A 26,174-nucleotide genomic window follows, 5' to 3' on the forward strand; every position below is an offset into this window, starting at 1 on the left:
CTGTGATTCTCCAAAATTTTATTAGTTCACTATACTTATAATGAACTAATAAAATAAATCCCTAATCACAGCCTGCGGAAGCACACCGGAGAAGGGTGAGAACAATTATTTCTTCTGTTTCAAAGAAAGATTATCCATATAAACCGCCTGATGAATGCCGTTCAGCAAAACTTTAAGGCCTACGTTCGAATCTTTCTTCAAAGTAATATCGAATGTTTTTTTGCCTCCCGTTATTTCTGAAGATTTAGCGATGGAAACATACGATTTGGCATCGGATGTATTGTTGATTGAAAAGAGTTCCAGTGTAGTTGTTCCGCCGTTGTCTGAAATGTCTAAAGTAAGTGTATATTTTCCCGCTTTAATTTTCGGCGTCACCAGGTACATATTTTCTCCCGGGCTGTTCATTGAATAAAATATGATCTTTTTATCACTGGCGTACAGCATTGCCTTTCCCTGCTGTGCGGTCCAGCATTTATTAATGTCTTTCCAGGTATCAAAATTTTCCGTAAGTGCAGTTACCGTTTTGCACTGTGCATTTACTGTCAGGAATCCGCCCATGGCCACGATTCCTGCAAACACGATTTTTCTCATATATCATTTAAATATTGTGAGGTAAAAATAAGTAAAAAGCGGTGATCATGCAGATTTTTATGTGTATTTTAAATCTAAAAATCTGCGGGAACAGGGTTAAGGATAAACTTTAAAAACACTAAAACTTAAACAGACTTTTGTCTGTATTTCTCTCCGGCCTGCTCAGTTTTTCATAGGATTGAGCTACTACTGTTGTGATTAAAAAGAGACGTGAATGAGGTTTATATTCTATCAACATTATTAGGTAGAAATGTAGAAATATTATGTCAATCTGCTATATAAAAATACGATGCCGTTGCTTTACAAACCCTTGTCTTTAACATAATGCCATAAAAGTATTTTTCAATCCGATAATTAATCGTAATATTGCGATACACTATTGAGCTATGGGTACAACTAAAACCGACCGTTTTACAGATGAACAGAATGAAATAGCCATCCTTGCCAAGGCGCTGGGGCATCCTGCCAGAGTAGCTATTATCGAATACCTGCTAAAGGTTGATGCCTGTATCTGCGGAGACATTGTAAATGAATTACCATTGGCACAGGCTACCGTATCCCAGCATCTGAAAGAACTTAAGAATGCCGGACTGATAAAAGGCAACATTGAGGGAACGTCGATCTGCTACTGCATTAATGAACATACTTTCGGAATACTGAAAGATTATTTTTCGAAAATCATTATGACCGTGACCGATCAGAAATGCTGCTAAATATTTTTTTATTCCTGTTTATCGCAATATTGCAGTTAACCAATACAACAAAAAAGAATGATACTATCTGAAATCAAAGCAATTTTACCAACGTTAAAAAATGTTGAATTTCAATTGGAAAACGGAACTTCTGTTCCTGAACATTTCCATGTAACAGAAGTAGGAACAGTAACAAAAGATTTTATTGACTGCGGAGGAACAGTCCGGCGTGAGAAAGTGGTCAGCTTCCAGTTGTGGAATGCGGATGATGTTGAACATCGCCTGAAACCTGCAAAGCTTTTAAGCATTATTAAACTGGCAGAAGAAAAATTGGGAATTGAAGATGTTGGAATAGAAATTGAATACCAAAATAAAACAATAGGCAGATTTGATTTGGAATTCAACGGGAAAAACTTTGTTCTTAAAAACAAGACAACGGCATGTCTTGCTGAAGATGCCTGCGGTGTTCCCGGGGAAAAACAGAAAGTAGGGTTATCCGGACTTTCTGCTGATCAAACTTCTTGCTGTACGCCAGGTTCTGGATGTTGTTAAAAATTAATGAACCCCAAATCAAAATAAACGATGTATCCTAAACTATTAGAAACAATTGATTTGCTGAGAAATCAGGAAATCAGCGAAGACAGAAAAGCTACATTAGCCCCATTGGTTGATTTTATTCAAGGGAGGCTGGCAGATAAAAAGACGATAGATATTAATTTTATCTGTAGCCACAATTCAAGAAGAAGCCATCTGTCGCAGGTGTGGGCACAGGTTGCCAGTGCCTATTTTAATGTTCCGAATGTAACGTGTTATTCAGGAGGCACAGAAGCCACTGAAATGTTCCATAAAGTGGTAGAAGCTTTGAATATCCAGGGGCTTTTTATTACGAAAATTTCTGATACGGTTAATCCTGTATATGCGATCAAGTATGACGAGCACCTTCATCCCGTCCTGGGTTTCTCCAAAAGATATGACAGTTCTTTCAATCCCGTTCAGGGTTTCGTTGCGATTCTGACATGCTCAGAGGCAGATAATGAATGTCCTTATATTGCAGGAGCCGATCAACGCATTTCCATTACTTTTGAAGATCCCAAAGTGGCCGACCGTACGCCTGAACAGACCCAGGTTTATCATGAACGGAGCCTTCAGATCGGGGCTGAAATGTTTTATGTATTTTCGCGGGTAAAAAACGGGAACACATTAGACATAAGTAATAAAACCAAAATTAAAATGTATGCATAAATTCTTGACTCTCTAATATTCCCGGCGATGTTTTATAAATACGCCTAGAATATTTTTTTAATATAGCCCATCTTTCATTAGTTCGTACTCTATATGTGTTTGTTGATTTTTTGTCATCATAACAACCTCATTGCCAAAAGCCGATAGACCATTGATCTTGAATGAATTTATTGGCAGAAAAGAAGTATTGATCTGTTGTGTTTAACAGTTTTTGTCAGCATATATTTTTTTTGGAAACCAAAAGAAAACGCCTTACAGGGGAGAAGTATACATTATTCCCTGATTATTTTATTAAGCTTGATGAATAGAATGGAATTTCCAGGCAGCCATACTATTCTCCTTTTGCTATTGGCCGTAAATTATCTAATATGGCTTTAATTTAATATCAGCTGCTGTTTTATTTAAATAGTTTAATGTGCGTTTTTTAATCCTCTTTTATGCAGATATTACTATTCTTTAATCGTCACTTTTTGAAATTCAAAAGGTATTTTTTTAATAGAACGGTCGTTAATAAGGAGCAAGCTTATTTTAATCTGGTCTTTCTCAGACCTGGTCATCCCGCGTTTCAACTGGACCAATTTATAAATAATGCCTGTACTTTTATCAGCTAAAGTAAGCGTGTGATAGCCAAATTCAATTTCACCGTTCACAATGGCAAATATCGCTTTATTTGTTCCTGTGTTATAAGCATATATCAGATCAAATTCCTGGAAATCAAATTTTTGTTGATTATTTTTGCTGCTTTGGTTATATTTTAAATCAGGGAATACTTTTTTTACGGCATCTGCATCGAGAAGACTGAAATAACTTCCGGAATTTTTTTGATCTATCGTCTGATCAATAAGATTGGTATTTTTTGCCAGATTTTTCAAGACTCCTAAATCAGAATAGGATTTATTGTCATGAATTGCATTAAAATAATTGATACTGCCTTTAATGTGCAAGTATTTGAACTTTTTATCCGGAATTTGATACCGTACTAAAGTGTTGGCCCGGCGAAAGATATTATCCACATCCCGGTTTTCTGTTAAGCGTTCACCATTGTCGGTTAACGTACTGATTGTATCGATACTTATTAAATGGAAATAATCGTTCGGCTTGTTTTCCAGTTCCAAACTTATTTCAATGAAATCTGACATGCTGACGGCATGGGACAGTACCACCTTTTCCTGTGCACGGACCGGGGAATTGCTGATCAGCAAAACTGCCGCAAAGATTATTTTTTTCATTTTATTTCAAAGTTGCTTATCACGTTTGTTCAAATACAAAGAAAGCAGACCTCCAAAAGGAGCTTACCGTTTACCTTGTTGTTCATCAAAGTTATCAAAGTAGGAATAATCTTTCGTGATCAATCCGTTTTCGATCGTAAAAATTGTACAGACCGGAAGAGTGAATGCTGAATGATCAGGAGCCGTGCCGGTAGAAATAAATTCTACGATGATATGTGTGGGGCCGGAAGGATAGATCCGGATGACCTTATCATGCAGATCGGGGAAGACTTCATTGAGCTTAGAATATTTATCTGATGTTTGCTGCCTTGTCTGCTTTACGATCCCGTCTCCTAATGACGGGTCTTTAAAGTCGGAATCTGGCGCATACATATTTGCAAGCTTGGTCCATTCATGATCATTGAAATGTTTAAAATACTGTTCAACGATCTGTTGATTGGGGGTTTTATTCACCGTTTTTTCTTTATGCTCATGACATGCGGTGAATGTAACAGCTGTTATCAATATCCATCGTAATTTTTTCATATATTTTATCTTTATGATCAGGACTTGTTCATATCTCATCCAACCAGGGAAATTCGTAGTGAATAAATATATAATAATAAAGTAATAGTCTGGATGATGCTTTTTAAATAATAGAAAAATTCTTTTTCTAAGGTCAGTTCAGTAAATATATGTAAACTTTTTGTTTAGGTGAGATTGCCAATAGACCGGCAATTTTGCAGCGGAACTTAAGGAATTGATCATCATCTGGAAACCATAAACACTAATAAACCAAGAAAAAGATTTGTCTGATTTACAACATGGAATAGAATCTCCAAAAGAAATAATCTAAGGAAATCATTTTACTGTAAAATCATTTGATAGAGAGGTTAATAGCAGCCATTGGGCCTGAATATATTTCACAAAATACAATAAGACGGTGCAGAATTTCGATTTGAGTATCTCAGAAGTAGAAATCTGTTAGTTAGTATATATGGCTTTTCATTAATGATATATTCCGGCCGGCAGACTTTTATATTTAAAGCAGTACTTCATCCGGCTCATTACCGTCACCGTCTTTAAGATACTTGGCAATCAGTTTTTCCAGTTCGTATAAATCAAAGGGCTTTCTTAAATAATCGTTTGCTTTCGATTCATTTTTCAATGCGACAATGTTAATGCTGGCGCTTATAATGATAACGGGAATGTGATCAAATTCTTTATAAGTCCTTAAAAGTTTGATCGCTTCTGTTCCTCCGATTTCCGGGATATAATTATCCATCAGAATAAGATCGGGGCGGAATTTTGAAACCCGTTCAATAATGTCATGTGAAGTTTCTGAAATCTCAACTTCATAACCTTCATCAAAAAACACCATTGTAAGAACATCTAAAAGAGTTTTATCGTCGTCAAAAACCAATATTTTCTTTTTGTTCATAAACTTAATAGCAGGATTTATTGATTGTCAAATTATTCATATCGCATTAAGCTTTACCAGCGGCTCAGGATTCATTGGCTCCGGCTGATGCTTAATAACAGACAAAGATAAAAAGAATATTTTATAAATAAACATGAGTGTAATGCAATGCATTGAATCCGTTCATCGGTTCAAAGCCTGATTTTCAAAACGCTTATTTTATTTTGGAAGTTTGTTTTATTCTTTGTGAGGGTTAGATTTTCAAAAGAGAATAATGCAAAATAATTTCCGGCAGGCAGTGAAATGCATTTCAATAGTTTATGCCTCAAATGAAACCCTAATGAACTTACTGTTATGATTACAGCAGGGGAGTAAGCTCTTCGATCATCAGCCTTACCTGTAAAGGCCTTTGTTTTTTATCTACATCCAGCCGGTTATAAAAGCCTGTTTTTACAATGACCATATTTTTTTCCGGGACCATAATAATAAACTGGCCTAGAAAACCATAGAAAAACCGGCACTTCACTTCGTTTTCGTCATCGGCCCATAGGGTAAAACAAAAAGCGTCATTCGCTTTTGTAGGGGTTAGCAGCTTCCCGCAGTATTCTTTACTGATGAGTTGCTTTCCTTCCCAAGTACCGTTCTGCATGACAAGCTGGCCTATTTTAGCAAAATCCCGCGGCGTTGCATGGATACAGCAGAAGGCTTTTTCCATCCCTTTTTCATCGGTGCTCCATTTGGCAGGAAAATCCATTCCCAGCGGCTTCCACAGCTTTTCGGAAAGGTAGGAGGAAAGTTCCCGGCCGGTTGCTTTTCTCAGGGCGAGCCCTAAAAGCTGTGCCGCAACACTCTGATATTCATATTTTTCTCCCGGCATTTCTTTTACTTCGATCCCGAATGCCTGTTCCGCAAGATCATCGATGAAATATTGTTTCGAATTTTCTGCAAAAGGATGGTGGTATTCTTCTTTCCAGTCTAATCCCGCCTGCATGGTCATCAGATGGCGGAAAGTGAGAAACTGGCCGTACCGGCTGTCTTTATAGGATGGGAATACCGAAGAAAGAAGCTGGTCTTCAGACTGCAAGTAACCGTCATCAATGGCACAGCCCACTAAAACAGAAAGGATACCTTTAGCCATGGAAAAAGAATTCATCAGTGAAGAAGAATCGTGCCCTTTCCAATACTGTTCATGAAGCAGTTTATTGTCACGGATAACAACAAGCGACGAAGCCCGTGTTTTTTTAAGCTCTTGTACCAATCTTTCCGATAAGGTATTGGTATTACAGGTAGTGCTTTTCTGCCAGGGTTTAGGATGGAGATTGGTGACAGCCCGGGATGGAAACTTCTCTTCATCATCAATGGAAGGAACCAGCGGGCCTTTTTTTAAATTAATGGCAACCGCTTTAAAGATATACCCATATCCTTTGAGATAAATAACAGCAGCAAATGCAGAAATGCCTGCGATAATGGCAGATACTATTTTTTTCATTTTAAGAGCAGGGTATTGAAATGGACACAGGAAACAGATTTACTTCTCAATAACAAAAGCTTTCAGTTCTGCCATTTTACCGTCTTTAAATCTCCAGACATCGCAGTAGTCATAGGCTTTCCACTGATCATCATCGCTTAATATACTGATGCTGCCTACTGCCGTTACATAATTTCCTTCTGCAATCGTGTATTCAATATCAAATTTCGGCGGTTTTTTATAAGCTTCTGCCATATAACGGCGTATTTCCTGTTTTCCTGAAAGGGTTCTGTCTCCTACAAATACCCATTTTGTATCATCGGTACAATAGGAAAGGAATGTTTCATGATCACCTTCCGAAACGGCTGCATTTGCAGTTTCCAAAACTGTTTTATTATCCATAGATTAATTTTTTGTAGGACCGGTATATGGGTGTCACCTTGTCACAGGATGATCACAGGACCAGCTGCATTCAGTTATTCAAAGGTTATGCCGCCAGTGGTTTGGGCTTTTAAAATATTTAGCACATACTGTTGCTGATGGCTGTATTTTAAGATTATAACGAAGACGGCTGAAATGTTTCAGCCGTCTTTATCATACCTATTTTGTTTAGTTGTTCTTTTGCTGCACACTGCCGTGATAGGCAGGCCCTATATTAATTCCGTAAATTCTTCTTATTTCTGTACCTTTTATCATCAGGCACCATGCCTATAAGGATTAGTTAAGCTGATAATTCTGGATCACCAGGCTGAGAATGAAATGCACATAATCTTCTTCTGCCGCTTTTCTGTTCATCAGTCTGTTTTTATAGTCATAGGAACTCAGCACTTGTGTTAATTTCCGATAGGATTCCAGCTGGTCTCCTTTAATTTTAACCCTTAAGTTACCGTCCCTTCTTTCAATGATTTCATTATTGAGGGTTCTGACTTTAAACAAAGCCTCCCATAATTTTGGATTGAAACCCATCTTCCCGCCGTATCTTTCAACTATATTAACCTTGAACGAATCAAATACGATTGTGTTGAATACAATATTAGAGCCGGCCTCCTGTGTACTAAGCTCAAGTGTATAGTTCATTAATTTAAATTTTTACAAATTTAGTCAGAAGCTTAAAAATAACAAAATAAAAGCTTCTGTTTAATTCAAATTGAGGTACTGATTTATTCACATACCGTTATTATTCCCGGAAATCTGCGCCTTATCAATGGGTAAATCCATGTTTAGTATTATATATAGATTTTCCTGTTGATAATTTTAAGGACATTATCCTTCTCCAGCTTTTTGATGGTCCTGATCACCGTTTCGACTCTTAAAGCCGTTATGGAAGCTATTTGCTGCCTGGTGAGAGGGACTTCAAAAGAAAACTGAGTCTGGTCATTACTGAAACTCTTCTGATAGTTGAGGGCTCCCTTTATTCTTACTTCAGGACGCAGGGAAGCGTTGTTTTCGAGCATTATGTACTTATAGTACAGGCGCTCTGACAAAAATTTATTGATATCCCTCGATATCTGCGGGTGATCATCCAGCAACTGGACAAAGCTGCTTTTAGACAGCCTTATCACTTTGGTCTGTTCAAAAGCGATGGCATTCACAGGATATTGTTCGTCAATAAATAACAAAAGCTCACAGACGCTTAAACCTTTATTCAGAATGGCAAGGATCAGTTCCTTTCCATCGTCGTCATAATGATTCAGCTTGATTCTTCCTTCGACGATCTGGTAATAGTATTTAGGCTTGCTGCCTTCGGTAAATATAACATGCGAGGGAACAAAATCTTCTGTCTCGGCTCCGTAGGATAGTAAAAGTTCTTCTGATATTAACATACGTATTTGGGGGTTTGCATTTCTTCAATACAAATTATGATCCACTATCAGTGACGGTCAATCAAAAAAACAACCGTTCGATTATGATTATAATCATAAAATGTTTACGCAGTAATTTAAGATTTTTTTCTGATAGTAATAAGATAATTCTGATTCTTTTGTGACTGGCATCATAAAATAAAATCGTATTGATTGGTAAGTTTGATATAGTTAAATTGACCAATCAATATGAAAAAAGCAATCTTCGTTACCACCGTTTTAAGTCTGATTACTGTAACAGGGTGTACCAAATCCGAGACGCAGTACAAAGATCGTGACAACCAAATGCAAACCGTTAATGACCCGGCTTCTGATACCATCCGCACCCTGCAGGAAGAATCTGATACCGTGCATTCAAAAGGGAAACCTCAGGATATACAGACCGATAATGAATAATGGATACTGCATAAAGCAACTCTTACTAAAATAGAGCAGCACATCTTTATGGAGCTGTTTAACTCTACTTTAAACCACAATTTTTCATAGATCCTTTGATCATGTATATCTGCTGCATTTACTCAGCAAAATTCAAAAGGTCAGCAGAATTGGATTTACTGATTTTTTGAGATCAAGTATTCTTAATTTTTATCGGCCTATTCAGATGATACTGTCTGAAAAAATAAACCCCTGACAAAATCAGGGGTTTATAATCGAAAGTATATATTTAAGTGAAAAAGTGTTGTCTGTTCTTATTCAAACATTATGCCGCAGTAATCCTGTTGGGAAAATTTTCACTGAAATAATAAAGAATTTCAATGGATTTATCTGTAATTGGCTGAAAGACTGAGGTAAATATCTTTTAAGTTTATTAAACCCTATTTTTTCAACAGGATAAAAGAGCCGTTATAAATGTGGTAGGCGGCTTATATTAGTCAAAAAATAGCTGTTTTTCGGAATATTGTAAGTATTTTTGGTATTGAAGTAAATATAATTAATTATTGATTTTACATTTCTATGATCTTAATTGTCGATGATAACCAGAGTAACCTTTATTCACTGAAAAAATTATTGGAATCCAAGGATTTTTCAGTGGATACCGCGAACTCCGGTGAAGAAGCGTTGGGCAAAGCATTGAAAAATGATTACGCCCTTATCATTTTAGATGTCCAGATGCCTGATATGGATGGCTTTGAAGTTGCTGAAACACTGGCCGGATACAGTAAAACAAAAGAAGTACCGATTATATTTTTGTCAGCCGTCAATACCGATAAAAGATTTATAACAAAAGGATATGCTTCAGGAGGTAAAGACTACGTTACCAAGCCGGTAGACCCGGAAATTCTTTTGTTAAAGGTGAAGACTTTCTATAGCCTTCAGGAACAGAATGTTGCCATGAAAAAAACGCAGCAGAGCCTGGAGCTTGAAGTAAAAGGAAGAAGGGAATCGCAGGTGACCATGAAGTCACAGATCGATCATTTCCATCTGATGCTTGAATCTTTACCGCAAATCGCCTTTACGCTGAACGGAGAAGGAATGGTAGATTTTGTGAACGGTAAATGGCATGATTATTCTGCCTCTGACAAACATTTCCCTGAGACGCACCCTGATGATTTCAGTATCGAAGAAGAATTCGAACGCTGCAGGAAGAAAGGCAAAGCCCTGGAACTGGAAGTACGGATACAGAATATAGAATCCGGAGATTACCGGTATCATCTGCTTCGTGTGACGCCTGTGTATGAAGGGGATCACATTAAAAACTGGGTAGGCACCTTTACGGATATTGACGACCAGAAAAAAGTAGAGAAAGAAAAGGACGAATTCCTTAGCATTGCCAGCCATGAGCTGAAGACTCCCCTGACGAGTATTAAAGCATACGTCCAGCTCCTTGAAAGAAAATTAAAACTGGATAAGGAAAGTCCGGAAGCGGGTTTTGTGACCAAAGCCCAGGATCAGATCGAAAAACTGAATACCCTGATTACGGATCTGCTGGACGTTTCCAAGATCGAAAACGGGAAGCTGAAAATCAATAAAAAGCCGACCAATCTTGAAAGCGTGATCAGCAATGCCATCGATACCATTCTCCAGACCCATGATGAACATAAAATAAAAATCAAGCGCGACGGCATCCGTCCGGATATTCTTATTCCGCTTGATGCCATACGGATTGAACAGGTGCTGATCAATTTTCTTACCAATGCCATTAAATATTCCCCTAAGAACAATCAGGTGATTGTTACCACTTTCGTAGATGAAGAAGAACAGGAAGTAAGAGTGAATATTACCGATTTCGGAATCGGCATCCCTGATTTCAAACAGGAGGCGGTTTTCCGTAAATTTTACCGTGTGGAAGAGTCTTCACTGCAATTCCAGGGAATGGGCATCGGCCTGTTCATATGCTCCGAAATCATTAAACAGCACCACGGAAATATCGGTGTTTCCAGTAAAGTTGATGAAGGATCTACATTTTATTTTACCTTACCATTAAATTAATTTCATGCCGAAAAAAATCATACGAAGCCTCCAGTTCGGGGTTGGGTTGTCTTTAGTGATCCTTATTGCAAGTTCCATCGCTTCTTATTGGAGCATACAGAACCAGATGCAGCACCGGGAAAGCCTTTCCAAAAGCCGGAGAGCTATCACCGCTGTAAAGGATGTTTTAATTTCGCTTCTGGATGCAGAAACCGGCAGCAGGGGTTATCAGTTTACCGGAAAGGAAAATTTCCTGGAGCCATATTACCGCAGCCTATCCGAGTTTCCAAAAGCCATTGAACGCGCAAAAGCATTAGATATTACAGATACGAGCCAGTTGAACCGTCTTAATGAGCTGGAGCGGAATGTAAATATGAATATTTCCAACCTGAAATATTTTGTGGAAAACAGAAAGAAAGGCATTGTCATGAACCAGAGCCAGGTGATGTCCAGCAAAGTATATATGGACCGCTGCCGGCAGCTGGTTAAGGATTTTGTGCAGTATGAAGAAGCCCAGCTTGCCCTTAAAAACAAGGATCTTAACCGCTCATCCGGGACGACTGTCTTATTTATCGTATTTTCCGCCATTGCCGCTATTGTGGTCACTGTTTTTTTCTATGTGAGACTGAGGTCAGACCTTATCCGCAGGGATAAGCTCGAAAAAGCATTACAGGCAAAAGATCTGGAGATCAGCAGGCGTGTGAGTGCCATCCGGGAAATTGCCAACAGAGTGGCCAACGGAGACTACAGCCAGAAAGCAGTAGACCATTCACAGGATGATTTGGGAGACCTCGTAGGCTCACTTAATCACATGACGGAATCATTAGGGAAATCTTTTGACACCATCAATAAAAGCGACTGGCGGCAGAAAGGCCTTGCCTTGCTGAATGAATCCTTGATGGGAAACAAATCGGTAAAAGAAGTTTCCGATAATGCATTGAACCAGATTATTGAATACGGGAAATGCATCAACGGATCGCTTTATCTTTATGATGAAGGTTTACTGAAACTGAAAGCGGCCATCGGTCTGGAAAACAATATGAAAAAAGTTTTTGAACCGGGGCAGGGAATGGTGGGCCACGCCTTCATTACTGAAAAGACCCAGGTCTACAATAATCTCCACGAAGACGATTTTGTGGTAACATTTGCCAGCAGCACGATAAAAATTTATGGCATATTACTGCTTCCTGTTTTTGCAGATAATCATATCATTGGGGTCATAGAGCTGGGATCTACTAATAATTTTGATGAAAGCAGGATTGATTATTTTATCGAATGCACTCGGAATATCGGTGTTGCCTTAGGGGCGGCAAAAGGCCGTGAGAAAGAACAGCAGCTTATGGAGGAAACCCAGGCCCAGTCTGAAGAACTTCAGGTACAGCACGCTGAGCTTGAAAACCTGAATACGGAACTGGAGGCACAAACCCAGAAATTACAGGCTTCCGAAGAAGAATTAAAAGTACAGCAGGAAGAGCTGATGCAGGCCAATGCCGAACTTGAAGAACGTTCAAGGCTGCTGGAAGAAAGAAACCACATGATAGCGGAGCGCAACAACGAGATCCAGAAAAAAGTTGAAGAACTGGCGCTCAGCACAAAATATAAGTCGGAATTTTTGGCGAATATGTCACATGAACTTCGTACCCCGCTCAATTCAATCCTCCTTCTGTCCCGTTTAATGGCAGAAAACCCGGAAGAAAACCTGAATGAAGACCAGATAGAATCGGCGAAAGTGATACAGAGCTCCGGAAGCAGCCTGCTGACCCTGATTGATGAAATCCTGGACCTTGCCAAAATAGAATCCGGGAAAATGACACTGGAATATCAGGATGTCATGATCGGTGAGATTGTTAAGGATTTAAAAAGCTTATTCAATCCGGTGATCCAGGAAAAAAGGCTTCAGCTGAATATTGAGATTGGAAATGATCTTGGGGATTCTATAAAAACGGACAGGCTCCGTGTCGATCAGGTATTGAGAAATTTACTGTCGAATGCCATCAAGTTTACAGAAGAGGGAAGCATCAACCTGAATATTAAAAAAGACCCGAAAAGACCTGATTTCATTATTTTCTCAGTAAGAGATACCGGAATCGGAATTGCGGAAGATAAGCAGAGGATTATTTTCGAAGCCTTCCAGCAGGCCGACGGTTCTACGCGCAGAAGGTTCGGGGGAACAGGGCTGGGACTTTCCATAAGCCGGGAAATCGCAAGATTGCTGGGCGGAGAATTGATCCTGAAAAGTAAAGTTGACGAAGGAAGCGAATTCAGCCTTATCATACCGGTAAAAGGAGATGCTGAGCTTACTTCTGTGGAAACAGACAGTGACCTGATGGAAAATATCCGGGAAGATGTGGAAGAAATCCAGAACATTCTGGAAGGCAAGGAGGATGAATCCTATGAATGGATCAATATGCTGGAAATCCCGGAAGATGTGGAAGATGACCGGGACCATATCACTAAAGATGACAAGATCATTTTAATTATTGAGGATGATATCAATTTTGCCAAAGCCCTGCTGAAATATACCAGGCTTCAGAAATACAAAGGAATTGTAGCGGTAAGAGGTGACCACGGCCTTGCCGCAGCCTTAAAATACCGACCTCATGCCATACTGCTGGATGTTCAGCTTCCTGTAAAGGACGGCTGGCAGGTGATGGACCAGCTTAAAGCGAACCCGAAAACCAAGCATATTCCGGTACACATGATGTCTGTGCTCCATGTAAAAAAAGAAAGCCTGATGAAAGGAGCCGTTGATTTTATCAACAAGCCGATGGCACTGGATCAGATGACAGATGTGTTCAAAACGATAGAGGAAGCCTTAAGGAGATCTCCGCAGAAAGTATTGATTGTGGAGGAAAATGCCAAGCATGCCAGTGCCCTGTCGTACTTCCTGAGCAATTTTAATATCTCTCTGTCGGTTCAGAATAATGTGGAAGACAGTGTAGCAGCACTTACCACAGAGCATGTTGACTGCGTTATTTTAGATATCGGGGCTTCCAAAGGGGATGAATATGAAATCATCGAATCCATAAAAAGCTATGACGGACTTGAAAACCTGCCGATCATTATTTTTACAGAACGCAACCTGTCGAAGTCCGAAGAACTGAAAATCAGGCAGTATGCTGATTCTATCGTTGTAAAAACAGCACATTCGTATCAGAGGATCCTGGATGAAGTGGGATTGTTTTTACATCTTGTAGAAGAGAAAAACACTTCTATGGAAACGGTGAGGAGCAAAACGCTGGGTTCTTTAACCGAAGTTCTGAGCGGTAAAAAGATATTGATTACCGATGACGATGTACGCAATATTTTTTCTCTGACCAAAGCACTGGAAAAATACAAAGTGGAAGTGGTGGTTGCCATGGACGGAAAACACGCCCTCGAGCAGATTAAAGAGCATCCTGATGTAGATGTAGTCCTCATGGATATGATGATGCCTGAAATGGACGGCTATGAAACCATCAGACAGCTGAGGAAAATGCCTAAGTTTACAAGATTGCCGATTATTGCCATTACGGCAAAATCAATGATCGGAGAACGTGAAAAATGCATTACGGCAGGCGCCTCGGATTACATTTCCAAACCGGTGGATATAGACCAGTTGCTGTCCCTGCTTAGAGTTTGGTTATATGAAAGTTAAACAGTCCAGATACTGATGAATAAGAAGATTTTAATTGTGGATGATGATCCGCGTAATATATTTGCCCTGAAGCTGACGCTGAAATCCCGGGGCTACCAGACAGAAAGCTGTACTATGGCTCAGGAAGCGATTGATATCCTGAAAAAAGATCATCAGTTCACTGCTGTGCTGATGGATATGATGATGCCGGAAATGGACGGTTATGAAGCGATCAGGATTATAAGAAGTACCCCTTCTCTAAATAAAGTACCGGTGATTGCCGTAACGGCACAGGCCATGCCTGAAGACCGTCAGAAATGCCTGGATGCAGGCGCACAGGAGTATGTATCCAAGCCGATAAATGTGGATCAGTTAATGAATGCAATTGAAAAACTGTCCTAAATGCTGGAACCGAGTATAGTAAAAGACGAAGAAGTGGAATCTCTTATTAAAGAGGTGTATGACCGGTACGGGTATGATTTTTCCGAATACAGCCGTGCGTCATTTAAGCGTAGGATCAACCGTATCTGCCTGATCGACCGGTTTACCAGTTTTGCAGAATTACGGTATACCGTTCTGAACGATCCGGAATACCTGAAGCGTTTCATCGAAGAAATTACGGTGAATGTCACGGAAATGTTCCGGGATCCCTATTTTTTCAGAGCCCTGAGAGAGAAGATACTGCCGCAGCTGGGGACCTATCCCCTGATCCGGATCTGGGTGGCAGGCTGTTCTACAGGAGAAGAAGCCTATTCGATAGCGATTTTACTGAAAGAAGCGAATCTTTACCATAAATCGCTGATCTATGGAACCGATCTCAACCCTTCGGTACTTGAAAAGGCCAGAGCCGGGATATTCCCGTTGCAGCAGATGAAACTGTACTCTGAAAACTATATGCTGTCGGGCGGGACAAAAGATTTTTCGGATTATTATACCGCCAATTATGACAGTGTGCGGTTTGATAAAAGCCTGCAGCAAAAACTCATCCTGTCTACCCATAATTTGGTGTCGGACAGCTCTTTCAACAGTTTCCAGCTCATTATCTGCAGGAATGTACTGATTTATTTTGACAGGGGTTTACAGGAAAAGGTATTCCGGTTGTTTGACAACAGCCTTGAAAATTTAGGTTTTTTAGCTTTGGGTGCAAAAGAAACGCTGAGATTTTCTAAATTAGATAAAAATTACCATCAGGTTGACGATCAGAGAATCTGGAAAAAGCTGGAGCATAATTAACGGTAATGAATGCATAACACGAATGTATGAAAGCAGAATTGGTAGTGATCGGAGGTTCCGCCGGGAGCCTGCAGGTCATTTTGGAAATGATTAAAAAACTGAATGACACCATAGCTGTCCCGGTTCTGCTTGTGCTGCACCGGAAAGCGCATTCAAACAATATCCTGCAGGCATTGCTGCAGCAGCTTTCCCACATTGATGTTGTGGAAATAGATGACAAAACAGAGATAGAAAATAATAAGATTTACATCACGCCGGCCGATTACCACCTGCTGTTTGAAGATAAGAAAACCATGTCGCTGGACAGCTCTGAAAAAATGAATTATTCGCGTCCTTCCATTGATGTAACCTTCAGGTCTGCAGCGGAAATTTATGGTGAGGCCGTAATTGGGGTACTTTTATCGGGTGCCAATGCAGATGGCGTAAACGGCCTTTCGTACATCAAAAAAAACAATGGTAAAGTATGGATCCAGGATCCTGAAACCGCTGAAGTGGATTACATGCCGAGGCACGCTGTGGAAGAAGTCGATTATGACCTCATCATTAATCCCGGTGAACTGGCCGGCCTGATCAATGAACTGTAAATAAAAATAAAATAAGAAATAAGAAATAATAATATGAGTAAAAAGAAAATCCTGATTTTTGATGATGATGCAACGATTCTCGAAGTGATTACAATTATTTTTGAAGAGAATGGTTTTCAGGTAGAAATTTCAGAGACCTCCCATGATATTCTGGAAAGAGTGGCGCAGTACCGTCCGGATGTTATCCTGATGGACAACTGGATTCCCAGAATCGGTGGAGTAGAGGCTACAAAACTTTTAAAAAGCCATGAGGAGTTTAAAAACATTCCGGTGATCTACGTAACGGCCAATAATGATATTATGGCGCTGGCCAGAGAGGCGCAGGCGGATGATTATGTGGCAAAGCCATTTAACCTGGATGATCTTGAAGCGAAGGTGGCCAAATATATCTAAAAACCAAATAAAAAACCCCCGATATTAATCGGGGTTTTGTCGTATGTATTTTATTTCTTATTAAGCAGATTCAGGTAAAGATTTTATTTTACCGATCATAAACTCCGTGCTGCATTTTGCATTGTTGATTTCTGTAATCAACGAGGTCAGAAACAATTTAAGACCGGGTTTTGACAATATATTATCTGAAAATGTCCGGGCAATAATCGTCTTTTTGGATACAATATTTTTCGTCAAGGTATATTCATCCTGTAGATCTACATCCAGATTAAACTGTAGCTTGATACATCGTGTCAAATATTTCCGGATCAGTTCCTTTATTTTGGTTTGGGTATTCATCATTGTGTATTTCACTTAATACTATAATATCCGTGCCAAAAATGTAATATGCAGTATTATTAATACTTATTTGTGATTAATATGAAATTGCTTGAACATTTGTTACCATTATGCATTCTTTTGAAAAAATTAAGAATTATTTTCCTCCTCCTTCGTTTTTCTCAACATCGGTTTTGGTATTCTCCTTTACTTTCTGGTTCCCGAAACGTTTCACAAATGAAATGGATGCCCCGTACCAATCCCATTTTGACATACTTCTTACATAGCCTTCCTGGTTATAGGTGGTGGCATCGTAATTCGGTCTCTGGAAGATATTCATCAGCTGCAGGCTGACTTCCATCTGGGTTTTCGGGAATATCTTGGTGGCAGAAAGATTATGGAAAATATTCGGTTTATTGGTGGTGGAATTTCCGTTGTTCTGATTGGAAACTTCCACCCATGCGCTTATATTGATATTTTTATTAAAAAGATTGGTATACGAAAGATTGGTAGAAGCGCTTAAATAATTGATATAGTTTTTGTTCGCTTCAATTTTATTTTTCTGGTTAAAGTCACTATTATCAATATAATACCATCCCAAGCCTAAATTGACGGTAAATTTATTTTTAAAGAAGGTCTGGTTGGTATTTGCATACAGGTAGTATTTATGCACTTTTCCGCTGAAATTGGACGGTTGCGTAATCGCAATTTTCTTAATGGAAGTAGTGCCGTTTTCGCCAGGGACTTCAATTTCTCCCTGTAAATAATCGGTCCAGTAATCCTGGTCGGTAAATGAATATCGTGCGGAAAGAAAGTATTTCTTTAAAATTCCCAGTTTCATGTACAGCCTGTCACTCGGATTGGGCTCCAGATCTATATTTCCGCGGCTGTAAATCCCATCCGTATTCGGGGTCATAAAAGGATTGAATTCCGCATACCAGGGTCTCCAGATATTTCTGTTATAGGTTAGGCTTAAATCATATTTATCAGAAAAGGTATATTTTAACAATATATTGGGCAGGAAGGCTCCGTAGGCATCTTTTCTTGAAGTTCCGGCGATATCCTGACGCATTTTATAATCAATATATTCGTAACGGATCCCGATTCTGGTTTCTAATTTGTCAAAGAATTTTCTGCTGTAATTGGCATATAATGAGTTAAGATTTTCCTCATAATGAAATGTATCCCTCTGACTTAAACCGTATATCATACTTTCAGATATATTGTCAGGTATTATTTTGTTGTACAGGCTGTTGGGAATCACGTTATTGTTAACACTCATCTTTCCGCCGACTTCGAACGTTGCCCCGGATTTTCCCAGAGGCTGGGTATAGTCTACTTTAAGATAATAATTCCGGTTTTCGGTGTCGGTAAGAACACCAAGATCTTTTATGGATGGGCCTTTACTTGAAATAATGTTATTAATGAAATAGCTGTCTTCAGACTGTCCGTAATAGTTTACGCCTAAGTTTACATCCAGGATTTTATTCTTTTCCTTATCATACCATTTATAAAAAAGGTTGGTTCCTAAATTACGGTTAAGCCCGGTGGAATTTTGATTCTGCTCAGAAGAATTGTCAAAAATATTATTTTTATAGTCTGTTCTGCTGGCTTCTGAGTTCGAAGTAGAATTGCCCTGATAATATTCCAGGATAAGCCCCACCGTGTTTTTAGTATTGATTTCAAATTCTGAAGTAGTGGAAAGAGAAGGGCTTTTGCTCCTGCCTATTACATAACTGTCAATCTGATTGGTCTCATTATCTTTATACCAAGTATACAGACTGGAAGTTCTCTGAACGTAGGTATTGTCACTGTAACCTCCTATGAAAGTCTGGGTGAAGTTTTTCCTGTGATAATTTAAATTCAGATTGGTATACTGTGAGTTTTTCGTGTTCTGTTTGTTGTTAAAAGTGACGCTGCCCTTTATTCCTTCATCATCCCGCTTTTTCAAAACAATATTGATTACAGACCCGGTAGCTTCATACCTTGAGGACGGGCTGGTAATGACCTCAATCTTCATCAGGTTGTCAGCCGGGATGGTCTTCAGGTATTCCTTAAGTTCCTTACCGGTAAAGACAGACTTCCTGTCATTGATATATACGGTTACCGATTCTCCCTCTGCTTTAACGGCATCATTGTTATCAATGCTTACCAGAGGAGTCATTCTCAAAACATCCCAAGTGGTATTTCCTGCAAGGATAGCACTGTTGGCAACATTAAAAACGGTTCTGTCGACTTTAGATTCCACTGTCGGCTTTCTTACCGTTACCGTTACGCCTTCTATGCTTTTTTCTTTGGATTTTATGCTGTCCTGCTTTTCCTGTGCAAAAGTTACAATACCCGCCAATAAAGCGATAGGGATCAAAATAGTTTTCATTTACAATTAAGTTTATCTATAAGACAGCCTGCATAGGGGTTTTGTTACATCACTTTGAATTAATTCTGCAATAATAATCCTCGTTACATGGGGATCGTAGGCGAAATTCAAAAAATATCATACTTTTGCTGAAACTCAAGATGCTCATGAAGAATGTTTTAAGCTGGATTTTTGTTATATTTCTTATGATTTCGCTTTTTAACAGCTGCTTAAATAATTCGGTAAAAAAAGATCTGCAGCAGAAAAAAGATTTCATTGGTCACCTGAGACAGCTGTATTCTTCCGGCGATTCTTCAAAGTGGCCGAAACCTGTTTTAGATCCGGAATCCGCTTTATCTTTTTCCGAAATCGGCCATTTGCCGGATATTCAGTTTCCGGCTGACAATCCGTATTCAGCAGAAAAAGCATTGCTTGGAAAAACGCTTTTCTTTGATCCGAGGCTTTCAAAATCCAACCAGATCGCCTGCGCTTCCTGCCACGACCCGGAACTGGGATGGTGCGACAACAGAACCTTTTCTTTCGGGCATGACCGGCAACTGGGGACGAGAAATGCCATGAGCATCCTGAATGCAGCGTATGTAAAAGAACTGTTTTGGGACGGGCGTGCCGGGTCTCTGGAACACCAGTCGCAAATGCCGATAGAAGACGTAAGAGAAATGGGGGAGCATATTGACATTGCAGCCGGTAAAATAGCAAAAATAAAAGGATATGAGGTGTTATTCGAAAAAGCATTCGGCGATAAGGCAGTCAGCAAAGACAGGATTTCAAAAGCAATTGCCACTTTTGAAAGAACGGTTAAAAGCGTGCCCGGTAAATTTGATCAGTTTATTGACGGGAAATCAGAGGTCTATACCGATGATGAACTTATGGGGCTGCATCTTTTCCGGACCAAAGCCCAGTGCATCAACTGCCATAATTCAGGCTATTTTTCCAATAACAAATTTGAAAATATAGGCACCTCTCTGTTAGGCGAAAAAGGGGAGGACCCCGGAAGGTATCTGGCGACAAAAAAGGCTGAAGATGCCGGAAAATTCCGGGTTCCGGGGCTGCGGGAAGTCGCACGGACAGGCCCATATTTCCATAACGGATCCATGGCTGACCTGTCGGAGGTGATCAGGTTCTACAGCAACGGTAACCCTGAACATTCACAAAAGCGTTCAACCCTCCGTGAAGGGAAGGTACTGCATTCAGAGAAATCAGGAATGGTCAGAATGCTGGAATTATCAGAAGAAGAAATTTCCCAGCTCGAAGCATTTCTGCGGACTTTATCATCAAAACCCGAAAAGGTCAGTATGCCGGAGTTGCCTCAGTAAAAATTATAAACAGAGTCGGAAGGATGTCATTGGATTAAAAAAAACAGTTCTGCAATAATGCAGAACCGCTTTCCTAAGACTAATTTTACTAAAATTATATTCTGACTAATATCTATCTGATGCATTCTTAAAAAGAGGCTGCTCCCCGTAAGGAGCAGTCTCAAGATAAAATATTTCCCTTATTTTTATATGAAGACCTTAGAGTTTTATCTCTGATCTTATATTGAGTAAATATACAAATAAAGAATAATTTATTGATGGTATTGTATAATTTAAGTAAATTTAACTGGCAATTTGGATTAATATAAAATTTTATGCTTTAACTTTGGCTTTAAACTCATACCTTAAGAATATTATTCTATGAATCATCTTGACGATAAAGACATGCAGTTGCTGAGACTTCTGCAAAAAGATGCAAAACTCACCGTGAAAGAGCTTGCCAAAGAAGTTAACCTTTCTCCGTCTCCTGTTTTTGAGCGTGTAAAGCGTCTTGAACAGGAAGGCTATATTAAAAAATATGCCGCTGTTCTGGATGCCGAAAAGCTGAATCTCGGGCTTATTGTGTACTGCCAGTTAAAACTGAAAAGCAATGATGCCTACCTGGCCGTGGAATTTGAGCAGGAAATTCTTAAAATTAAAGAGGTGGCGGAATGTTACAGTATTTCCGGTGATTTTGATTTCCTCCTTAAAGTGCATGTACAGGATATGAAAGAGTACCAGAATTTTGTATTCAATATATTGGGTGCCGTCCCTTCCATCGGGAGTACCCACAGTACATTTGTGATGGCCCAGGTGAAAAATATCTATGGATTGACTATTTGATAAATATTTTTCTATATTCTATGATCCAAAGAAGCTGAAACCGGATTAAAATTATATGTAATATATTTGTTCTGAAAAAGAACAACGAAAAGTATTGTATGGATGACATCAGAATGATTGTAACGGATATGGACGGAACTTTTCTGAACTCTAAACACCAGATGAGTCCGGATTTTCCGATGGTATATGAAGAACTTAAAAAAAGAAATATTCTTTTTGTTCCTGCGAGCGGCAGACAGATGATGGGAATTACCAAATATTTCGGGGATATTGAGGACGAAATGGCTTTTATTGCAGAAAACGGGGGCTATGTGATGTATAAGAACAAAGAACTTTTTGCAGACCGGCTTGAAGCTACTTATATTGCTGAAATTATCCGGGCCATCCGCGATATTCCCGGCGCCACAGCTGTTTTATCAGGCAAGAAAAAAGCCTATTTTGACAGCGGTAATGAGGATTTTATCCATTACATATCCCAGTTCTATACGGATAATGAAAAAAAAGAGGATTTAACGGAAGAGATTGATGACAGCATCTTTAAAATTGCAGTCTATCATCCTGAAGGATCGGAATTGAACGTTTATCCTGCGTTGAAAAAGTTTGAAAAATATAACCTGGAGATTGTAGTTTCCGGCCAATACTGGCTTGATATTATGAATAAAAATATCAATAAGGGCAATGCTCTGGAAAAGCTGCAGGACGCATTGGATATTTCCCCACAGCAGACCATGGCTTTCGGGGATTATATGAATGATATTGAAATGCTGAAAAACTCCAGATACTCTTATGCGATGAAAAATGCGCATCCGTCCGTGAAAGAAGCTGCATGTTTTGAAGCCTGTACGAATGACAATTTCGGAGTACTGAAAATCATCAAAGATTATCTGGATATCCGTTAACCGCATAACAGAAAATATAACCTTCAGATTTCTGATCTGAGGGTTTTTTGTTCACAAATGTCGTTATCAAGAGCATCTATGCCCATGCTTTTTTGTGAAATTTTCAATTTATTTATAAAAATTCACGGACCTATTGTTTTTTATTTTAAATTTATCGGCTGAAACTCTTTCTCTGATGTACCGCTTGCCCGATGTAAAATTATATTTGGTCATCATCGGTTTAAAAAATCCAAAACTGATTAATTAATATCAATACGGCAAAACCGAAAAGCCGGTAACAGAGTAGGGAAACCATAAAAACTAAACCATGAATTTATCAATCCACCCGTCAGTAGGTGTTGCCGGACCTGGCAATTGTGCCGCTGAAATCTGCCTGTCTTCAGATAGCATAGGCAGAATCCCTTTCAATGCATACCTCAACGGGAATTCCTCATGTTCCATCACAGTTTTAAAAATTAATGCCGGATTTATCAAAAGCCGGTGGCATCCTTTCAGAATTCTTTATAAAAACAGAGCAGGGGTCAATCGTGATACCTGGAATATTGCTTCTGTTGAATGGACCGTATATTCAGAAAAAGTGACGATATCAACACAGTGCTGAAAGGACTCTTCTTTAGAGAGAAATATACAGCTCCGGAATCAGGAATTTGAATAAGAAATCCTCAGCAGATTAAGGATTTAATAAGTCTTTATCTTAAACCGCTGACTACAAATCCGGAATATAAAAAAAACAATAATCTTTAAATAAATTAATAACTATGAAAAACGCATTGAAGTATATTCTGCTTCTGACCATTCCTTTGTTTTCACTGACATGCAGCTCAGAAAGGGAAGATGAAATTATTATTGACTACACCATACCGCCGGTTACGAATGTATTCTATCAAAATGCTGCTGAATTCGCATTAACGTATGATCCGAGCGGAACGGTAAGCCAGACCATCAAAGATCAGGCCTTCGAATTCTATAAAAAAGGCCAATGGAGCAGCCTTGAAATCCTTTTTAAAACAAACAATTTAAACGGTGGATGGCCTCCGGCTAACGGCGGCTACAATATTGCGGATGATGTTCCGTTCACGGCCGGACAAAAATTCGACCGCTACAGCGGAGCTGTAGGAAGTTATAACGGTACCGGCATTCCTACCTTAGGCGGTAGCTTTACGAGTCCGATTATCAATGGATATGTGTATACCTTCAGCCAGCGGGCATTAAATCAGCCTGAAAATGCGTACGACTTTTATTATGAAATCGATGTTATGAATAATTTATTAACGTTCAAAGGCCAGTATGCAGATGTGATCCCATGGTTCGGCCAAGTGGGCGGCGGTAAACAGACGATGTGGAAAATTCCCGTTGATCCTATGACCGGATACCAGAAAACCTGGAACAAGCTGGCCCAGGAAGGGTACATAAAAGTAACGATTAAAAAAAGCCCGAGCGGAAAATATAACGGCCTCGCAGGAACGGTTATTCAGTAATAAACAATTCAGATGTATTCCATATCAAAAAAAATAAACATTAGAGAACAGGCGTATGTTCCGAAGACTGTTTTCAGGAACGAGGAAGCCGATCCTTATGCCGCCGTTACGTATACCTGCCGTCATTGCCGTCATGAAAATACGGTGGAAATTACTTCTTATACATCGGGCTTTCCGATTTTACAATTGTATGATGAAGGAAGAGTGGTATCCGGGGAAGAATTGTTAAAAATCGGAGCCGTTGCTGAAACGTCAAAAAGCAGGCTGCATTTCGGAGCATTGACTGTGAGTGATCTTCCGACCCTGTATTTCGGTACCGCCTGTCAATCCTGCCGGTCAAAATACCTGTGTGTGTTCAGTTATGGGGAAAAACAGCCGGGCCTTACTCTTCTGACGGTTTCGGGAATGTGGCAGTATGAAGAAGCTGATTAGGCCTGTATTACGGGTTACCATAAAAAAAGAAGAAACAATATCATTAATATTGCGAAATTAACAGAACCATTAAAGAATAAATTTAATCCAACATGGAAATTCTAATCATTATTATTTTATTTTGCCTGATGCTGTATGCCTTTGGCAGATCAGGTAAAATTAAAAAAGAAGCGGCTCAGAAAGATACACAGATTACCGCTCTTAATCAGGAAATCGGCCGGCTTAAAACGGAAATATCCGGTCTTCAATCTGATAAAGCATCTCTGAATGACAAAATCCAGAGGCTGCGGACGGAGCTGTCTAATCTGCAGATCGATAAAAGGGAGACCGACCAGAAAAACCTTCAGCTTAAAAATCAGAATGATGCGTTAAGCAAGTATCAGGATATTCTGAATGTTCAGACGGAATGCGAATACCTTTTGAAAAAAGCTGAAAAAGACAGTGTAAAATTAAAGGAAAGGGCGCAGCTGGAGCTGGACAGTGCCCAGCAGCAGGCAAAGGAATCCCGCAGACTCACAAAAGAACTTGCTGAAAAGAAGATCCGGGAAGTTGAACTGCTGTATGAAAATGCCGTAAGGGAATCCCGGAGGATTATTGATACGGCAGAATATAAAGCAGAAGCTATCGGAGGTGATGCATACCGCAGTTTGAGGGAAGCCAATGAAATTGCCGACCGGATAAAAGCCATGAAAAATGTCATTCAGGGATATGGAAACGAATATATTGTTCCGGCGTATACCCTGCTCGATGAACTGGCAGCGGATTTCAGCCATAAGGAAGCCGGCGAAAACCTTAAAAAACTCCGTCAGAATAATAAGCTGATGATCGTAAGCAGACAGGCCGGAATCTGTGAATATGTAGATGAATACAGGAGGAATATAGCGATTGATTTTGTTATCGATGCCTACAACGGGAAAGTGGAAACCATCCTGGCATCAGTTAAAAAAGACAATTACGGGATTCTTAAACAGAAAATAGACGACGCTTTTCAATTGGTTAATTTTAACGGTGAGGCGTTCAGGAAAGCAAGAATTTCCGCCGTATACCATGAAGCCCGTCTCGAAGAACTGAAATGGGCGGTAGTAGCACAGGAACTGAAATGGCAGGAACAGGAAGAGCAGCGACAGATCAGGGAACAGATCCGTGAGGAAGAAAAAGCGAGGAAAGAATTTGAAAAAGCCATTAAAGATGCCGAAAAAGAAGAGCAGACTTTAAAAAGGCTGATCGAAAAAGCAGAACAGCAGGTGGCAAAAGCCAATGAAGAACAGAAAATGTTGCTTCAGCAGCAGCTGGACGAATTGCAGAACAGGCTGCAACAAACGGAAGAGAAAAACCAGCGGGCTATTTCCATGGCCCAGCAGACCCGGCGAGGCAATGTATATATTATTTCAAATATCGGATCTTTTGGCGAAGATATCTATAAGATCGGGATGACCCGGCGCCTGGAGCCGTTAGACCGTGTCCGTGAACTTGGTGATGCCAGTGTCCCTTTTGAATTTGATGTGCATGCGATGATGTACTCCGATGACGCTCCGGCCCTGGAAAGACAACTTCACAAAAAGTTCCTGAAAAACCAGCTTAATAAGATCAATCCGAGAAAAGAATTTTTCAGATTATGCATTAATGATATTAAAAACTATACGGATACAATGGGAATTACCTGTAAATGGACCCTTGCTGCTGAAGCGAAACAATACCGCGAAACCGTAAAGCTTGAAGAAGAAATGAAGGTTGACAAAAAACTTGAAGCCGAGTGGGAACAGTATCAGGAACAGGCTGATCCGGTAGTAATGATGGAAGAAGTATTAGCTGAATAA

The 26,174-nt window shown here is 39.6% G+C and carries 27 protein-coding genes; 17 read left to right on the forward strand and 10 right to left on the reverse strand.

All coding sequences use genetic code 11. The annotated features are described in order from the left end of the window. Nucleotides 1–105: 105 nt before the first annotated feature. Nucleotides 106–591 carry a hypothetical protein gene (locus H561_RS0100350; protein WP_027385184.1) on the reverse strand — a complete coding sequence of 162 codons (486 nt, stop codon included), beginning with the start codon at nucleotides 589–591 and terminating at the stop codon, nucleotides 106–108. Nucleotides 592–977: 386 nt separating this feature from the next. On the opposite strand from H561_RS0100350, the gene H561_RS0100355 reads away from it, so the two are divergent. The 3 genes from H561_RS0100355 to H561_RS21845 are packed head-to-tail and all read left to right on the forward strand — an operon-like array spanning nucleotide 978 to nucleotide 2,525. Further along, nucleotides 978–1,304: an ArsR/SmtB family transcription factor gene (locus H561_RS0100355; protein WP_027385185.1), complete on the forward strand. Its 327-nt coding sequence runs from the start codon at nucleotides 978–980 to the stop codon at nucleotides 1,302–1,304. A gap of 57 nt (nucleotides 1,305–1,361) precedes the next feature. Next, a complete protein-coding gene (locus tag H561_RS0100360; protein ID WP_027385186.1) occupies nucleotides 1,362–1,835 on the forward strand; it encodes a DUF6428 family protein in 474 nt (157 codons plus the stop codon). Nucleotides 1,836–1,865: 30 nt separating this feature from the next. Continuing rightward, nucleotides 1,866–2,525, forward strand: a complete 660-nt coding sequence (locus tag H561_RS21845; protein WP_051349262.1) for a low molecular weight phosphatase family protein — start codon at nucleotides 1,866–1,868, stop codon at nucleotides 2,523–2,525. Nucleotides 2,526–2,974: 449 nt separating this feature from the next. On the opposite strand, the gene H561_RS0100370 is transcribed toward H561_RS21845, so the two are convergent. From H561_RS0100370 to H561_RS0100400, 7 genes are all read right to left on the reverse strand, one after another. Further along, nucleotides 2,975–3,754 carry a hypothetical protein gene (locus tag H561_RS0100370; protein WP_027385187.1) on the reverse strand — a complete coding sequence of 260 codons (780 nt, stop codon included), beginning with the start codon at nucleotides 3,752–3,754 and terminating at the stop codon, nucleotides 2,975–2,977. A 63-nt stretch (nucleotides 3,755–3,817) separates the two neighbouring features. Further along, the gene (locus tag H561_RS0100375) at nucleotides 3,818–4,279 is read right to left on the reverse strand and encodes a nuclear transport factor 2 family protein (protein WP_027385188.1); all 462 of its coding nucleotides are present in this window, start codon (nucleotides 4,277–4,279) and stop codon (nucleotides 3,818–3,820) included. Nucleotides 4,280–4,775: 496 nt separating this feature from the next. Next, the gene (locus tag H561_RS21850; protein WP_051349263.1) at nucleotides 4,776–5,174 is read right to left on the reverse strand and encodes a response regulator; all 399 of its coding nucleotides are present in this window, start codon (nucleotides 5,172–5,174) and stop codon (nucleotides 4,776–4,778) included. 337 nt (nucleotides 5,175–5,511) lie between these two features. Continuing rightward, a complete protein-coding gene (locus H561_RS0100385; protein ID WP_034761016.1) occupies nucleotides 5,512–6,642 on the reverse strand; it encodes a serine hydrolase domain-containing protein in 1,131 nt (376 codons plus the stop codon). A gap of 39 nt (nucleotides 6,643–6,681) precedes the next feature. Further along, nucleotides 6,682–7,023 (reverse strand): nuclear transport factor 2 family protein, encoded by a 342-nt coding sequence (locus H561_RS0100390; RefSeq protein WP_027385190.1) that lies wholly within the window; start codon nucleotides 7,021–7,023, stop codon nucleotides 6,682–6,684. Nucleotides 7,024–7,338: 315 nt separating this feature from the next. Next, a complete protein-coding gene (locus H561_RS0100395) occupies nucleotides 7,339–7,698 on the reverse strand; it encodes a hypothetical protein (protein WP_027385191.1) in 360 nt (119 codons plus the stop codon). 149 nt (nucleotides 7,699–7,847) lie between these two features. After that, the gene (locus tag H561_RS0100400; protein ID WP_027385192.1) at nucleotides 7,848–8,444 is read right to left on the reverse strand and encodes a Crp/Fnr family transcriptional regulator; all 597 of its coding nucleotides are present in this window, start codon (nucleotides 8,442–8,444) and stop codon (nucleotides 7,848–7,850) included. Between the two features lie 228 nt (nucleotides 8,445–8,672). On the opposite strand from H561_RS0100400, the gene H561_RS0100405 reads away from it, so the two are divergent. The 7 genes from H561_RS0100405 (at nucleotide 8,673) to H561_RS0100435 (ending at nucleotide 16,718) form a co-directional block, all read left to right on the forward strand. Continuing rightward, the gene (locus H561_RS0100405) at nucleotides 8,673–8,879 is read left to right on the forward strand and encodes a hypothetical protein (RefSeq protein ID WP_027385193.1); all 207 of its coding nucleotides are present in this window, start codon (nucleotides 8,673–8,675) and stop codon (nucleotides 8,877–8,879) included. A gap of 558 nt (nucleotides 8,880–9,437) precedes the next feature. Next, complete coding sequence (locus H561_RS0100410) at nucleotides 9,438–10,913, forward strand: hybrid sensor histidine kinase/response regulator (protein WP_027385194.1); 1,476 nt, start codon at nucleotides 9,438–9,440, stop codon at nucleotides 10,911–10,913. A gap of 4 nt (nucleotides 10,914–10,917) precedes the next feature. Further along, the gene (locus H561_RS0100415) at nucleotides 10,918–14,529 is read left to right on the forward strand and encodes a response regulator (protein WP_027385195.1); all 3,612 of its coding nucleotides are present in this window, start codon (nucleotides 10,918–10,920) and stop codon (nucleotides 14,527–14,529) included. A gap of 15 nt (nucleotides 14,530–14,544) precedes the next feature. After that, entirely contained in the window at nucleotides 14,545–14,910 is a 366-nt protein-coding gene (locus tag H561_RS0100420; protein ID WP_027385196.1) for a response regulator, read from the forward strand. Beyond that, nucleotides 14,911–15,741, forward strand: a complete 831-nt coding sequence (locus H561_RS0100425; protein ID WP_027385197.1) for a CheR family methyltransferase — start codon at nucleotides 14,911–14,913, stop codon at nucleotides 15,739–15,741. 26 nt (nucleotides 15,742–15,767) lie between these two features. Continuing rightward, complete coding sequence (locus H561_RS0100430) at nucleotides 15,768–16,325, forward strand: chemotaxis protein CheB (protein WP_027385198.1); 558 nt, start codon at nucleotides 15,768–15,770, stop codon at nucleotides 16,323–16,325. Between the two features lie 33 nt (nucleotides 16,326–16,358). Next, nucleotides 16,359–16,718: a response regulator gene (locus H561_RS0100435; RefSeq protein WP_027385199.1), complete on the forward strand. Its 360-nt coding sequence runs from the start codon at nucleotides 16,359–16,361 to the stop codon at nucleotides 16,716–16,718. A 60-nt stretch (nucleotides 16,719–16,778) separates the two neighbouring features. On the opposite strand, the gene H561_RS0100440 is transcribed toward H561_RS0100435, so the two are convergent. Continuing rightward, complete coding sequence (locus H561_RS0100440; protein ID WP_027385200.1) at nucleotides 16,779–17,060, reverse strand: hypothetical protein; 282 nt, start codon at nucleotides 17,058–17,060, stop codon at nucleotides 16,779–16,781. A gap of 133 nt (nucleotides 17,061–17,193) precedes the next feature. Next, entirely contained in the window at nucleotides 17,194–19,413 is a 2,220-nt protein-coding gene (locus H561_RS0100445) for an outer membrane beta-barrel family protein (protein WP_027385201.1), read from the reverse strand. 185 nt (nucleotides 19,414–19,598) lie between these two features. On the opposite strand from H561_RS0100445, the gene H561_RS0100450 reads away from it, so the two are divergent. The 7 genes from H561_RS0100450 (at nucleotide 19,599) to H561_RS21855 (ending at nucleotide 26,174) form a co-directional block, all read left to right on the forward strand. Next, nucleotides 19,599–20,726 carry a cytochrome-c peroxidase gene (locus H561_RS0100450; RefSeq protein WP_228372198.1) on the forward strand — a complete coding sequence of 376 codons (1,128 nt, stop codon included), beginning with the start codon at nucleotides 19,599–19,601 and terminating at the stop codon, nucleotides 20,724–20,726. A 360-nt stretch (nucleotides 20,727–21,086) separates the two neighbouring features. Beyond that, nucleotides 21,087–21,548 carry an Lrp/AsnC family transcriptional regulator gene (locus tag H561_RS0100455; RefSeq protein ID WP_027385203.1) on the forward strand — a complete coding sequence of 154 codons (462 nt, stop codon included), beginning with the start codon at nucleotides 21,087–21,089 and terminating at the stop codon, nucleotides 21,546–21,548. 98 nt (nucleotides 21,549–21,646) lie between these two features. Next, on the forward strand, nucleotides 21,647–22,447 hold the full coding sequence (locus tag H561_RS0100460; RefSeq protein ID WP_027385204.1) for a Cof-type HAD-IIB family hydrolase: 801 nt from the start codon (nucleotides 21,647–21,649) through the stop codon (nucleotides 22,445–22,447). A gap of 307 nt (nucleotides 22,448–22,754) precedes the next feature. Further along, nucleotides 22,755–23,048 (forward strand): hypothetical protein, encoded by a 294-nt coding sequence (locus tag H561_RS0100465; protein WP_027385205.1) that lies wholly within the window; start codon nucleotides 22,755–22,757, stop codon nucleotides 23,046–23,048. Between the two features lie 157 nt (nucleotides 23,049–23,205). Then, a complete protein-coding gene (locus H561_RS0100470) occupies nucleotides 23,206–23,925 on the forward strand; it encodes a glycohydrolase toxin TNT-related protein (RefSeq protein ID WP_027385206.1) in 720 nt (239 codons plus the stop codon). Between the two features lie 12 nt (nucleotides 23,926–23,937). Next, complete coding sequence (locus H561_RS0100475) at nucleotides 23,938–24,357, forward strand: hypothetical protein (protein WP_027385207.1); 420 nt, start codon at nucleotides 23,938–23,940, stop codon at nucleotides 24,355–24,357. A 92-nt stretch (nucleotides 24,358–24,449) separates the two neighbouring features. Next, complete coding sequence (locus tag H561_RS21855; protein ID WP_228372199.1) at nucleotides 24,450–26,174, forward strand: DUF4041 domain-containing protein; 1,725 nt, start codon at nucleotides 24,450–24,452, stop codon at nucleotides 26,172–26,174.

Origin of the sequence: Chryseobacterium gregarium DSM 19109 (genome assembly GCF_000430845.1) — a bacterium.
GTDB classification, from domain to species: Bacteria; Bacteroidota; Bacteroidia; order Flavobacteriales; family Weeksellaceae; genus Chryseobacterium; species Chryseobacterium gregarium.

Coding starts and splice junctions, on each gene's coding strand:
- H561_RS0100350 (WP_027385184.1), bottom strand. CDS start 591: ATGAGAAAAATCGTGTTTGCAGGAATCGTGGCCATGGGCGGATTCCTG.
- H561_RS0100355 (WP_027385185.1), top strand. CDS start 978: ATGGGTACAACTAAAACCGACCGTTTTACAGATGAACAGAATGAAATA.
- H561_RS0100360 (WP_027385186.1), top strand. CDS start 1,362: ATGATACTATCTGAAATCAAAGCAATTTTACCAACGTTAAAAAATGTT.
- H561_RS21845 (WP_051349262.1), top strand. CDS start 1,866: ATGTATCCTAAACTATTAGAAACAATTGATTTGCTGAGAAATCAGGAA.
- H561_RS0100370 (WP_027385187.1), bottom strand. CDS start 3,754: ATGAAAAAAATAATCTTTGCGGCAGTTTTGCTGATCAGCAATTCCCCG.
- H561_RS0100375 (WP_027385188.1), bottom strand. CDS start 4,279: ATGAAAAAATTACGATGGATATTGATAACAGCTGTTACATTCACCGCA.
- H561_RS21850 (WP_051349263.1), bottom strand. CDS start 5,174: ATGAACAAAAAGAAAATATTGGTTTTTGACGACGATAAAACTCTTTTA.
- H561_RS0100385 (WP_034761016.1), bottom strand. CDS start 6,642: ATGAAAAAAATAGTATCTGCCATTATCGCAGGCATTTCTGCATTTGCT.
- H561_RS0100390 (WP_027385190.1), bottom strand. CDS start 7,023: ATGGATAATAAAACAGTTTTGGAAACTGCAAATGCAGCCGTTTCGGAA.
- H561_RS0100395 (WP_027385191.1), bottom strand. CDS start 7,698: ATGAACTATACACTTGAGCTTAGTACACAGGAGGCCGGCTCTAATATT.
- H561_RS0100400 (WP_027385192.1), bottom strand. CDS start 8,444: ATGTTAATATCAGAAGAACTTTTACTATCCTACGGAGCCGAGACAGAA.
- H561_RS0100405 (WP_027385193.1), top strand. CDS start 8,673: ATGAAAAAAGCAATCTTCGTTACCACCGTTTTAAGTCTGATTACTGTA.
- H561_RS0100410 (WP_027385194.1), top strand. CDS start 9,438: ATGATCTTAATTGTCGATGATAACCAGAGTAACCTTTATTCACTGAAA.
- H561_RS0100415 (WP_027385195.1), top strand. CDS start 10,918: ATGCCGAAAAAAATCATACGAAGCCTCCAGTTCGGGGTTGGGTTGTCT.
- H561_RS0100420 (WP_027385196.1), top strand. CDS start 14,545: ATGAATAAGAAGATTTTAATTGTGGATGATGATCCGCGTAATATATTT.
- H561_RS0100425 (WP_027385197.1), top strand. CDS start 14,911: ATGCTGGAACCGAGTATAGTAAAAGACGAAGAAGTGGAATCTCTTATT.
- H561_RS0100430 (WP_027385198.1), top strand. CDS start 15,768: ATGAAAGCAGAATTGGTAGTGATCGGAGGTTCCGCCGGGAGCCTGCAG.
- H561_RS0100435 (WP_027385199.1), top strand. CDS start 16,359: ATGAGTAAAAAGAAAATCCTGATTTTTGATGATGATGCAACGATTCTC.
- H561_RS0100440 (WP_027385200.1), bottom strand. CDS start 17,060: ATGATGAATACCCAAACCAAAATAAAGGAACTGATCCGGAAATATTTG.
- H561_RS0100445 (WP_027385201.1), bottom strand. CDS start 19,413: ATGAAAACTATTTTGATCCCTATCGCTTTATTGGCGGGTATTGTAACT.
- H561_RS0100450 (WP_228372198.1), top strand. CDS start 19,599: ATGATTTCGCTTTTTAACAGCTGCTTAAATAATTCGGTAAAAAAAGAT.
- H561_RS0100455 (WP_027385203.1), top strand. CDS start 21,087: ATGAATCATCTTGACGATAAAGACATGCAGTTGCTGAGACTTCTGCAA.
- H561_RS0100460 (WP_027385204.1), top strand. CDS start 21,647: ATGGATGACATCAGAATGATTGTAACGGATATGGACGGAACTTTTCTG.
- H561_RS0100465 (WP_027385205.1), top strand. CDS start 22,755: ATGAATTTATCAATCCACCCGTCAGTAGGTGTTGCCGGACCTGGCAAT.
- H561_RS0100470 (WP_027385206.1), top strand. CDS start 23,206: ATGAAAAACGCATTGAAGTATATTCTGCTTCTGACCATTCCTTTGTTT.
- H561_RS0100475 (WP_027385207.1), top strand. CDS start 23,938: ATGTATTCCATATCAAAAAAAATAAACATTAGAGAACAGGCGTATGTT.
- H561_RS21855 (WP_228372199.1), top strand. CDS start 24,450: ATGGAAATTCTAATCATTATTATTTTATTTTGCCTGATGCTGTATGCC.